At 53.5% G+C, this 10,095-nt stretch carries 13 protein-coding genes; 6 read left to right on the top strand and 7 right to left on the bottom strand.

Going from position 1 to position 10,095, the window contains the following annotated elements:
• A partial coding sequence (locus CIK76_RS18955) for a helix-turn-helix domain-containing protein (RefSeq protein WP_141393641.1) occupies positions 1-237 on the top strand: 237 nt, incomplete at its 5' end.
• Positions 238-610: 373 nt separating this feature from the next.
• The gene (locus CIK76_RS18950) at positions 611-901 is read left to right on the top strand and encodes a hypothetical protein (protein WP_096289396.1); all 291 of its coding nucleotides are present in this window, start codon (positions 611-613) and stop codon (positions 899-901) included.
• A gap of 47 nt (positions 902-948) precedes the next feature.
• On the opposite strand, the gene CIK76_RS18945 is transcribed toward CIK76_RS18950, so the two are convergent.
• From CIK76_RS18945 to CIK76_RS18915, 7 genes are all read right to left on the bottom strand, one after another.
• Positions 949-1,254 carry a hypothetical protein gene (locus CIK76_RS18945; protein ID WP_096289394.1) on the bottom strand — a complete coding sequence of 102 codons (306 nt, stop codon included), beginning with the start codon at positions 1,252-1,254 and terminating at the stop codon, positions 949-951.
• A 53-nt stretch (positions 1,255-1,307) separates the two neighbouring features.
• On the bottom strand, positions 1,308-2,612 hold the full coding sequence (locus CIK76_RS19230) for a hypothetical protein (RefSeq protein WP_141393640.1): 1,305 nt from the start codon (positions 2,610-2,612) through the stop codon (positions 1,308-1,310).
• Positions 2,613-2,893: 281 nt separating this feature from the next.
• A complete protein-coding gene (locus CIK76_RS18935) occupies positions 2,894-3,127 on the bottom strand; it encodes a hypothetical protein (protein WP_096289390.1) in 234 nt (77 codons plus the stop codon).
• A 100-nt stretch (positions 3,128-3,227) separates the two neighbouring features.
• Positions 3,228-4,940, bottom strand: a complete 1,713-nt coding sequence (locus tag CIK76_RS18930) for a hypothetical protein (RefSeq protein WP_141393639.1) — start codon at positions 4,938-4,940, stop codon at positions 3,228-3,230.
• Positions 4,941-4,954: 14 nt separating this feature from the next.
• Positions 4,955-6,145: a M23 family metallopeptidase gene (locus CIK76_RS18925; RefSeq protein ID WP_096289386.1), complete on the bottom strand. Its 1,191-nt coding sequence runs from the start codon at positions 6,143-6,145 to the stop codon at positions 4,955-4,957.
• Entirely contained in the window at positions 6,145-6,516 is a 372-nt protein-coding gene (locus tag CIK76_RS18920) for a hypothetical protein (RefSeq protein ID WP_096289384.1), read from the bottom strand. Before CIK76_RS18920 ends, CIK76_RS18925 begins: the two co-directional genes overlap by 1 nt.
• Before the next feature lie 118 nt (positions 6,517-6,634).
• Positions 6,635-6,952 (bottom strand): helix-turn-helix domain-containing protein, encoded by a 318-nt coding sequence (locus CIK76_RS18915; RefSeq protein ID WP_255248553.1) that lies wholly within the window; start codon positions 6,950-6,952, stop codon positions 6,635-6,637.
• A gap of 247 nt (positions 6,953-7,199) precedes the next feature.
• On the opposite strand from CIK76_RS18915, the gene CIK76_RS19225 reads away from it, so the two are divergent.
• From CIK76_RS19225 to CIK76_RS18900, 4 genes are all read left to right on the top strand, one after another.
• Positions 7,200-7,682, top strand: a complete 483-nt coding sequence (locus CIK76_RS19225; RefSeq protein ID WP_141393637.1) for a DUF6668 family protein — start codon at positions 7,200-7,202, stop codon at positions 7,680-7,682.
• Entirely contained in the window at positions 7,675-7,962 is a 288-nt protein-coding gene (locus CIK76_RS18910) for a hypothetical protein (protein WP_255248552.1), read from the top strand. Before CIK76_RS19225 ends, CIK76_RS18910 begins: the two co-directional genes overlap by 8 nt.
• A gap of 5 nt (positions 7,963-7,967) precedes the next feature.
• Complete coding sequence (locus CIK76_RS18905) at positions 7,968-8,738, top strand: hypothetical protein (protein ID WP_096289382.1); 771 nt, start codon at positions 7,968-7,970, stop codon at positions 8,736-8,738.
• Positions 8,739-8,783: 45 nt separating this feature from the next.
• Positions 8,784-10,095 (top strand): hypothetical protein (locus CIK76_RS18900; protein WP_096289380.1); only part of this gene is annotated, 1,312 nt, incomplete at its 3' end.

The raw sequence follows: 10,095 nt of genomic DNA, 5'->3' as shown, positions 1-10,095 counted from the left end.
GCCGACCTCATCAGCATGCGAACCCGCGAAGGAATGAAGGTTGCCAAGGCCAACGGCCGGCTCCGGGGAAAACAGCCGAAGCTCAGCGTGAAGCAGGAAGCCCACCTCCTCGAACTGCACGACGCCGGGGAACACACCATGACCGAAATGGCAGAACTATTCTCCATCAGCCGATCCACCATCTACCGGGCCGTTGAACGCGACCAACGCAAGAAAACCGGCACAATCACTCCGTGACCTCTTCCTGCCACCACCGAAAGATGACGTGCGGCTCTCATCCGTTGCCCCACACTGCGAAAGCTTTGCGTCGGGCATTTCGCTTTTTCGCGAGCCCTATCCACGCCAGGATCGACACCGGGATGTCGTTAGCGTGAATTTCCGTACCGATCTTCCTCAGACCCCGGGCAGTGGAGGAAAAAGTTTGTGGCCGGAATAAGGAGCTTGCGACGCGGCCACAAAGTTTTGGGGGAGCTGGGGCGCAGCCCTTGCATGGAAGACCCGGCCAGGAATGATGGAGTGTCAGGAACGAGGTACGAAGAAAGTGGGGTAGGAGTCCGGCCGCTTGCGGCCGGTTCTTTTTGTCTGTGCCAGGGCGTAGCCTTGGTTCGTTATGCCTGGGGAATTTGTTGAAGTGCTATTTACTGCTGCCGGGGCACCGTTGAAGGTCAAGCGCGACGGGCGCGTGTGGCAGGTTGCCGTGCAGCCAAGCTGCCATTTTGAGCGTGTGCGCTGGTGGGAAGACCCGACTTTTAAAGTGAAGAAGGGCGCTGCCGACAAGATTGATTTCACGGTGTGGCGGGTGCAGGTGCGCCTTGGTTCTAATCCGCGCTCTGATTTAGTGACGTGGGATCTAGTAGAGCACCCTAGGGATGATTCCTGGTCTCTGCGTGAGGTTGTGTAGGTACAAAAAAGGCCGGCTGCTGTAGCCGGCCTTTTTGTGTGAGCTGCTTAGATCAGAAAGTGCAGCGCTAGTGCCAGGACAACGATGGGCACGGCACTGAGAGAGATTGCTTTGAGTACCTTGCATTCTCGTGTGTCGCCAAAGTCTTGATAGTGGGCTACTTGCCAGATAAGGCGCATGAAACTGGCTGTTGCAAGGATGAGTGCCAGGAGCGCGATGCCGAAAAACAGATCAAGGGAATTGGACATAATCATTGCGATGGCCATGAGCACCGGCGACAGTGGCGCAAGAAATAAGGGGGTGCGTTGCATACGCAAACGGTCGGCTGCTTCGGCTGCTGCGTAGGGTGTCATCGCTTCTCCTTGGGTTTGTAGCTAGTTTAGGCCAGCTCTCAGGTGGGTAAGTGCTAGTTGTGGTTCCTGCGTCGTGCTTCGGCTAGTGCTGCGCGTGCCATTGCTGCGCCTGTTGCTGCTGCGCTTTGGTGTGCGGGGCGTTGGGCGGCGCGTGTGGCGTGGCGTTGGGCTGCTGCGCGTGCGGCGGCACGTGCCTGGGTGCTTTCGGCGGCTGCTCGCTGGGATTTGCTGAGCATAATTTCGCCGGTGGTGGTACGCCACAGGTTCAGCCGGTGCAGGATTGCGGCGCGGAGACCTCGGCAGTGGTCGATGTAGGACTGATTTTCACGGTCATGCTGGGGCAGCGGCCCCCAGGATTCGCGGCCGTGAAGTCCGGGTGTGGTGCGCCAGTCCAAAGCATGTTGGATATCTGAGATTGTCCAGCCTGCTTGGAAGAATGGCTTCATTATCGAGAGAATATTTTTCTTTGAAAAGGGCCGGAATCCAGGGATAAGCCGCAAGATTTCAGCGGAAGCCGATAGACCCTGTCCTCTAGAGCTGATCGTTCGGTGAGCTGGCCATAGCTCGACTTGCCGATGGTCGTTTTGGTGAGTTCGCGCGGCGCAGCCGTGCCCCAAATGATTTTCAGTGCCGCGCAGCGGCTCATTTTGAGTGTTTTCCTCGCGCGTACGCGTGTAGGAACTTACTTCGTAAGTGGTTAACCCCCCTACGGGGAGGGGTTCTAAGTTATTTCCACAGGCCGCGCGGTTTGGTGTTTCCTGGGTTGGTCGGTGAGTGGTGGTGTCTTTGGCGTCTTGGGGGCGTAGCCCTAGGCCGATGGGGCGGCACAGAACGTATACAGGGGCCTCGTTTTCGGCCTTCTGTCCAGCTTTGGCGGCGTATTCCGCGCTGCGGCCGGAAGCTACGATTCCAAGGATTCCGTGAGTGCGTAGGAATTTAAGGGCGTTGCCGACGGTGGCGCGGCTGACGCGTGCTTTTTCTGCGATCGTGTTCCAGGTAATGCGTACCGTCATGCTGTCGTGGTCGGTGTAGCGAAGCAGTACCCAGAGTACGGCGAGAATGTTTCGTTGGCAGTCCTTACGACGGCATAACAATTCGTCTAAGGATCGCGTTGCGCGCCATGCTTGGGCGGTGTGGTCGATCTTCTTGCTGCCGGTGGGGATTGCCCAGGCTATCGCCCGGTCGGAGGTTTCCTGAGCGCGTGAGACGCGGCGGATGCGCACCGGGGCTGCGGTGTATACGTGCTTGCTGGCCAGAGACTCTTTAGACGCATTGAACTGCGTTTTGCCCTTAGCTGTGAATCCCTTGGGGGTTTCGGCCTTGATAAATGGCCGGTGTCCCTTGGCTGTATGGGCCATGATTGCCGCTATGCGGCCGTCATTTGGTCGGGTGCACCACTTGGGCTTTGTGACCAAACCACCTTGTTCTACAGGGGGTTTCGGAGCGCTGGTGGTTGCTTGAGCGCGCGAAGACGCTACACTGGATACAGACATACTTTCCTTTGGAAGGTGCAGAAAGGGGAGCGTCCGGCTTAGACAACCGGAAACTTCTTGGATATTTAGATCTGAGTAACTCGCCAAAGTTGATTTGCAGATCTAAATTCAGAGCTTAGGCCCGCGCTATGCGCGGGCTTTTCTGTTTAAGGCTTATCGATAGGCAACTGTCCCTTGTTGTCATCCTTAGGAACCCACGTAGGCAGACCGCGTTCGTCAATCTCCAAGGTCTCAACCATGAGGTCAAAAAATGAAGCGGCAGACATTCCTGCTTGTTTCGCTAGTTCTGCGAATCGTTCCTTATTAGCTCGCTCAGGTTTCCAGCCAAGTGACGCTGGTTCCTTCATCGTGCCGTAAGGGCGGCCAAGTGGATTCTTCATGACTTCATCTTATGCTCGCGCAATCAATCGACCTAGTGGCGACACGCGGAATTTTACATGGCTAAGACCCGACGAATATTCGTCGGGTCTTAGCCATGATTTATTTGCTGACAGCTCGACGGCCGGAAGATTCCAGCGTGCCGTCAATCAATGAGTCTGTGATGGCAGCGGCGGCTTCCCGGTAGGCATCGATAGTGCTCGGGTCCAGTTCAAAGTATTTGATCGTGCCGCCGTCTTTCAACGCTGGATCGTATGGAATCGGCAACACGGCACGTACGTGTCGTTCGAAGGCTTCGGAAATTTCGGCGGCGGTCAGTTCGTGACCGTTGCTTGTAAGTACTTGGCCGGTCTCTTCGTCCCTCTCGATCGGTTCCAGCTCATGGACTAGAACTACGGCGTTCTTGACTAGTTCGTCATATCCTGCGGCCGTGAAGGTGGCGATCATGTCCAGGGCGCGGTTTTTTGAGTCGTATGACGCGGCGACTGGGATCACGAGCTGGTTGGTGTGCTTCTGTGCTTCTATGAAATGTGCCGCACGGATATTGTTACCGGTATCCACGACAATCATGCGGTAGAAGTGGCTCAGAATGTCGTGGACTTTGTTGAATCCGTCTGCGTCGATCTGGTCTTGCCGTGCTGGGTCTTCATCGCTGGCCAGCACGTCGAAGTGGCAGTCTCCTTGGTTGCGAACGTAGGAGTCCAGGACACCTACGCGCGCGGAGTCAATGTCTAGGAAGTGCCGCGCACCATTTTCCAGGAGGTCCACCACTGTGCGATTGTGGCGATCCTGCAGGGCGCGCTCACCCAAGGTTCCCATTGTCTCGTTGGCATCCCAAGCACAGGTTGAGCCGCCACGGATCAGACCGATAGTAGCGGCCAGAAGGTACGCTGTTGTGGTCTTTCGTGCGCCGCCCTTGGGGTTAGCCACCAATAGGGTTCGGGTGCCTTGGAAGTTGGTCTGGATGGATCGTGTGAGCTTGGCTAGGTGTGCAGCTCGTTCAGCTTCGCGCTGTTGGCGGCGTGCGTTGTGCTCAGCTGCCAATTTTTCTTGTTCAGCCTTGTTGCGCGAGTCTTCTTCGGCCTTGGCTGCTTGGGCTTCTTTTAGCTTGCTAAAGTCTGCTTGACGGGCCGCTAGTTCTGTTTCTGAGGGGCGCATTTTAAACATGGCGCGGATACCCTGGGTGGCTGGCTGAGTGGCAATAATCTTCCACTCTGAATCTTCGTTCCAGGGGAACGGGCCAGAGCTAGGGGCGGTGGTTTGAACTGCTTCAATGTCGGCACTCATGGCGGCTTCCTCTGCTTCTTCGGGGGTTTGGGCTTCTTTGACCTTGGCCAGCGGGACATTAGCTGTTGGCTGGGGCGCGGTTGGGTTCTGTACCTCTCCCTTTGGCTTGCTGGCTAAATTTAGTTCTTGGGCGTGTACTTTGTGGACAATCTCAGGTTCCAAAGGTTCTTCTGCCGTGGTATCACTAAGAGTTTCTTTCGGCAGCCCTAGGATTTCTGACTCAAGATCGTTAGCGCCTGTTCTGCGCCTTTGCCGACGTTCAGCGGGTGGTGCGCTGTCTTCTTCAACGTTGCCGTCAGGGTGGATAATCAATGGCCATTCTCCGAGTGGATCGGTCATGGTGGCGCGTAAGCTGCGGTTAAGACTTTTGGCAGTATTAGCTACATGATCGATAATTTGGGCTCGGGCCTGATCAACTGATTCTGCATTAATCGTGTGTTGCGTCCCACCGATGTTCAGACTTCCAATGCCATCGTTGGTAATGGTGGCCTCAATACGTGGCCAGCTCGACAAAGCGTTCGTGCTCATGATTCTCTCCGTTCTTAAAATTTGCTTCCGTGCTTCTTAAGCCACCCAACAGGGCTTGTTGGTTGTCCATCAATCCAAACTTCGAAGTGAAGGTGATATCCGGTGCTATTGCCGTTGGTTCCCACGTCAGCGATGTGGTCTCCGGCTTTTACTACATCTCCCGCCTTGACGTGCACCCCTTTGGGATACATATGAACGTACAAGGTGCTAATGGATCGGCCCGTGCCGTCACGTCCGTGGTCGATCAAGACGTTGCATGGAGAGCGCCCGTTCCAGAAGTCGCATGAGGTTCGAATTACTGTTCCAGCAGCCGCAGCCCAGATAGGGGTACCTGCCGGGGCAGCAAAGTCTTCCCCTGCATGCGGGTAGACTCCTCGTGGTTCGCCGTAGTTGTACCAAACTTTTGAGTATTCAACCGGCGTTACCCACCCTCCTTCAACAGGACCTTTATCGTTTTTTATCTGCTCGCTTTCCTTCTTGCATTCGTCGTTCGTGCTGTCTTCATCTCCGTTGCCCAAAGATTCCGTTACCTGGTAGTCCGAATTTTGCAGGTTGTTGTAGATCGCTTCGGCAGCTGGTCGCCGGTCTGCATAGTTGTCAGGTTTGCCAGAAATTTGGACTTTCTCAGCTGCAAGGTGGTAGGGAATGTTTTCCCAGTTATCCACCTTTTTCAGTGCTTCAAAAAACTTCTTGGCGCCATATTCTGGTTTCAAAATCTGCTCGACGCTACCCCAACCTGCGCTAGGACGCTGTTGGAAGAGTCCCAGTGCGTCCCAAGCTGATCCCACGCCCTCATGCGGTAGATCCATCGATTTCAGGACAACTTTGCGTGCTTCTTTCCACTGGGCCTTTGTCATCACTCTGGAACCTTCTGGGTACTTCCACTTGCCGTCATTGGCGAGTCGAGTCAGCGTGCTTTCTTGTAGAGCTGTCATTAGGCCGATGATCGCGCCTTGGCGTTCTACTTGTGCAACTTTGGCTTCGTTAATGATGATTGCCGCATTGGTGATCTGCTTTTCCGAGTAGCCCTTGATCAGGGGAAGGTTCTCCACCTTCACTTCTGTAATGGGTGACTGTGGTGAACAATCTAGGTCGGCTACTTCTTCTTTTTTCTGACCAAACATTAAAGGGAAAGTTACAAACGAACCTAGCAATAGTATTGCTACAACTATTAATAGGCATGATGAGCCTTTCCCCTGTTGCATTATTTCTCCTTAGTGGTAAAAGACTCGACAAGCCAAGGTTCGTCGTTGACCTGGCTCAAAAGCACCGTTACTGTCCCTACCGTTGTGGTCACTTGAACTTTGGCGAGTGAGTCCGAACCGCTACGTTTTGCGGGGGAAATCTTGGTCACTTTTCCGGATGTGAGATTACGGTTATCCACTTCGGAATAGACAGCTTTAGCTTCTGGTGCAAGGTACGGCTCGATGCCCTTATACCAATCAGTCATGGACAGTTCCGGCCGCAGGTATTTATTCGTGAACTCTGTGGCTCGTTGTTCGGCCTTCTTAGCTCGATCTGCTGTCCACTTTGGGATGACTACCTCTTTTAGCGGACCTTCATGTTCTTCATGCATTACATGCTGAGACTCTGTTGGTTGCGGTGTGCTGGGTGAGCTAGTTGATTCAGTTTGAGCTGTGCACCCAACTAAAAAAATGCTCATAGTAACTACCGCGGCCGTTGGGTTCCAGAATTTAGCCATTGGATTTCCCTCCGGCAGTAGGTTTTCCAGGTTGCGAAACGCGGAGGGTTTCTTTTAGCTCTTCACTGAGAACGCGCCATGTTGTGCCTATTTTGTAGCCAGGTATCACGCCTTCCCGCAGCCAGGAATAAACGTTCTGCCGCGACGCATTTAGAAGCGTCGCAACCTCGTCAACGCTGAGCATGGCTGGCTGGTCAGCGAATAGCGCATCAAGGGCGCTGCCATTGATGCTGTTCATCGCTTGTGTCCAATCATCCGTTCGCATATATCCAATATATACGATTCCGCACGATTCATACAGGTTCGACATGATGTCATTAAAATCGACACTCTTTCACTAGAATCACATACATTCTGCTATACTGGTGGTGTACAGCACTTATGTGTTCATTATCCAAGGAAAGGGGCGGTCCGTGTCGAATCCTCGCAATCCGTGGCTCCCCACAATAAGTGAGCCTGAATCCAGCGTAGTTATTATTCAACCGAAAGTGCCAATTACGGGGGCGGCGGCACCTCAAAGCAGCGTGCCGACTCCCTCCGCAGAAGGACGATTACCCATGGTTGAAACTTCTGAGCTGGCCACCCTCTGGTGCCTGGGCACTCATGGCGGTTCAGGTGAAACGCGGATTGCATCGCAAAACGATGACTGGCGCGGCGCTAACCATTCATGGCCAGTGTCGGTGAGTGGCACAGTAAAAGTTTTACTGTTAGCTAGATCACACATGTCAGGACTGAGGGCAGCGCAACGAGCGATTATCCAATGGGCATCGGGGCTAGTGCCCAATGTGGAAGTCATTGGGCTAGCCATAGTTGCAGACGCTCCGGGCCGGTTGCCCCGAGCACTTCGGGATACTGCACAGGTAGTCGGCGGTGGTGTCCCTCGAATTTGGCATCTTCCTTGGATTGAATCTTGGCGGCTAGAAGAGAGTTCAAATTCAGCTGACCAACCTCGTGAGTTGAGAAAGTTTCTCAAAGAAATCAGCTCACTTATTGACCCATATGTTGAAACCCTTCCAAAGAAAGGAAATGACGATGATTGACATCATCTCTTCCGTAGTAGAAATCTCTGCGGCAGCAAATATCCCTGACCCCGGCGCTACAAAGCCGCCGGGAATGGGTGGCGTAACAACCATCATCGGTTGGCTAAAGTGGATCGGCTTTGCTGTTGCAGGTGCAGCCATGGTGGTAGCCGGTATCCTCATATCCGTCGCTTTCAAGCGCGGTGAGGGTCATGATGTTCTACCTAAGATTCTGTGGCCTTGTCTTGGCGCTGTCGTAGTTGGCAGTGGCATTTCTTGGATCGCACTACTCGCAGGGTAGTTCTCATGGCTGACGAAGAAAAAGTCGAAACTGATGTAGAAGCAAGCCCCTGGACTCGGCCATGGTTCATTGCCTCGGCTGTGGTCGTGGGATTGCTAGTCGCTTTGGTTATCGTAGTGAGCGTTTTGACTGCGGTTAAACCAAAGCCAGCTGCGGAAGAGCCAGCTTCGCCAAGCCCAATTGAAAGCGTCGCCCCATCAGCTGAACCATCAGCTGATTCGGGCGACGTTAGTACATGTGGACTAGAAGAAAAGTCTGGCTCAGCTTCCCTTACGAAAGCCCCAAAAGTTGATTGGAAACTTCAAGGGATTCTGGAATATCCATCGTCCAGCTCACTTGGACCGGCACACACCTCTAAAAACGGGGTGCGGTCATGCTTCCAGCATTCTCCCGAAGGCGCTGTAGTTGCAGCTGCTAACGCTTCTGTTCAAGGATCCACTCTTGATCCGTTGGTCCTCAAAGAGTGGTTCGAATATTTCCTTGCTTCCGGGCCAAACCGGGCATCTTTGCTTGCCGAAGCGCCTAACGCAACAAGCAACCAAGGTATTCGAGCCGAAATTGTAGGGTTTCAGCTCTTGAATTACGACGGAAATACCGCGCGGGTGGACATTGCCCTAAGCGGTTCCGGACAGGGTGAAAACGTCAACGTTTCCATGATTTATGACCTGATCTGGGAAGACGGAGACTGGAAGCTGTCTGTTAGCGATCCGGAGAATCCGATCAACGTTGCCGTAATCACTGATACAAGTAACTACGTCGTCTGGAAAGCAGAGTAAATCATGGCTTGCGAGGGATGGCAGAAAGTTAACCCAATTTGCCACATGGGTGACGGCATCAAGAACGCAGTTGGTGATGCGATTACCAACGTCGCTGGTGCTGTAATGGAAGGCTTTGGACAGGCAATTGCATCTTTAGGCACTATCTGGGCGAGGATTGGCACTCCCAACCTCACCGGTGGTACGCAAGAAGCGCCTATTGGGTCTAACGAAGCGCCAGAAAAGATTGAAAATATCGATACTGTTCTTGGCTACGTGATGTGGTTCGGAATCGCGGCAGCTGGTATCGCTATGGTCATCCTTGGATTAGTTGTGGCCACGAAGATGCGGCGCGGAGAAGGATTCGCCGCTGTAGGAAAGCTCGGCTACATTCTTGGTGGCGTTGTCTTGGTTGGTGCGTCTTCGTCCCTCGTAGGCGGTTTACTTCCCTCAGGTCCAAGCGGTTCTGGGGGCACGGTCTTATTTCTTCAAAATGCAACATGGTGGTTAGTTGCAGCGATGGCGGTTCTATCTATCATCATCGGCGGCATTCAAGTTGCTGTCTCTATGAAGGGCCAAGCAGCTATTGCCACTTTAAGAAGTCTCCTTACGCTTCTTGCTGTCTCTGGTGTTGGCGTTCTGATCGTTGGCTTGCTGGTAGCAGTGTTCGACGCATATTCAATATGGGTACTCAACGGCTCTGTAGAGTGCGACATAGCCGGAAGTGGCGATTGCTTTGGTGCGAACATGATTACGCTTCTAGCTCTCACCGCCAACCCTGCAACAACGGGTGGTCTCGGCCCAATGTTGGTTATCATTCTGGGACTTATTGCGATTCTGTGCTCATTCGTACAGATTCTCATGATGGTGGCTCGCGGTGGAATGCTGGTTATTCTCTGCGGAATTTTCCCTCTGTCAGCTTCCTTCACCAATACTCAAATGGGCATGCAGTGGTTCATGAAGAATGTTGGTTGGTTGATTGCGTTCATGCTTTATAAGCCTGCGGCCGCTACTGTATATGCCGCAGCCTTTCATCTTGCTGGAACGAATGTCTTCCAAGATGACGGAACTGGACTGATTTCCATTCTTACGGGCCTGATGCTTATGGTCCTAGCCTTATTCGCTCTACCCGCCCTGATGCGTTTTGTGACTCCCTTGGTTGGCTCTATGGCCAGTGGAGCAGCCGGTGGCGCATTGGCAGCTGGGCTTATTACCGCTGTGGCTGCTGGGGCAGGTTCAATGGGCAATTTGTTGAACGGATCGAGCAACAGCAACAGTGGCACGGATGAAGGACCAACCGGGTCTGAGAATTCAAGTGCACCGTCAAATTCGAATGATCAAGCTCCTGACGGATCTACAGATTCCAGCTCGGGCACAC

The organism is Glutamicibacter sp. BW80, from assembly GCF_002332385.1.
In the GTDB taxonomy this organism is placed as follows: Bacteria; Actinomycetota; Actinomycetes; order Actinomycetales; family Micrococcaceae; genus Glutamicibacter.
The sequence above is the reverse complement of the archived record's forward strand: the minus strand, read 5'-3'. Positions and strand labels throughout refer to the sequence as shown.

Coding starts and splice junctions, on each gene's coding strand:
- CIK76_RS18950 (WP_096289396.1), top strand. CDS start 611: ATGCCTGGGGAATTTGTTGAAGTGCTATTTACTGCTGCCGGGGCACCG.
- CIK76_RS18945 (WP_096289394.1), bottom strand. CDS start 1,254: ATGACACCCTACGCAGCAGCCGAAGCAGCCGACCGTTTGCGTATGCAA.
- CIK76_RS19230 (WP_141393640.1), bottom strand. CDS start 2,612: ATGGCCCATACAGCCAAGGGACACCGGCCATTTATCAAGGCCGAAACC.
- CIK76_RS18935 (WP_096289390.1), bottom strand. CDS start 3,127: ATGAAGAATCCACTTGGCCGCCCTTACGGCACGATGAAGGAACCAGCG.
- CIK76_RS18930 (WP_141393639.1), bottom strand. CDS start 4,940: ATGAGCACGAACGCTTTGTCGAGCTGGCCACGTATTGAGGCCACCATT.
- CIK76_RS18925 (WP_096289386.1), bottom strand. CDS start 6,145: ATGCAACAGGGGAAAGGCTCATCATGCCTATTAATAGTTGTAGCAATA.
- CIK76_RS18920 (WP_096289384.1), bottom strand. CDS start 6,516: ATGCATGAAGAACATGAAGGTCCGCTAAAAGAGGTAGTCATCCCAAAG.
- CIK76_RS18915 (WP_255248553.1), bottom strand. CDS start 6,952: ATGTCGAACCTGTATGAATCGTGCGGAATCGTATATATTGGATATATG.
- CIK76_RS19225 (WP_141393637.1), top strand. CDS start 7,200: ATGGTTGAAACTTCTGAGCTGGCCACCCTCTGGTGCCTGGGCACTCAT.
- CIK76_RS18910 (WP_255248552.1), top strand. CDS start 7,675: ATGATTGACATCATCTCTTCCGTAGTAGAAATCTCTGCGGCAGCAAAT.
- CIK76_RS18905 (WP_096289382.1), top strand. CDS start 7,968: ATGGCTGACGAAGAAAAAGTCGAAACTGATGTAGAAGCAAGCCCCTGG.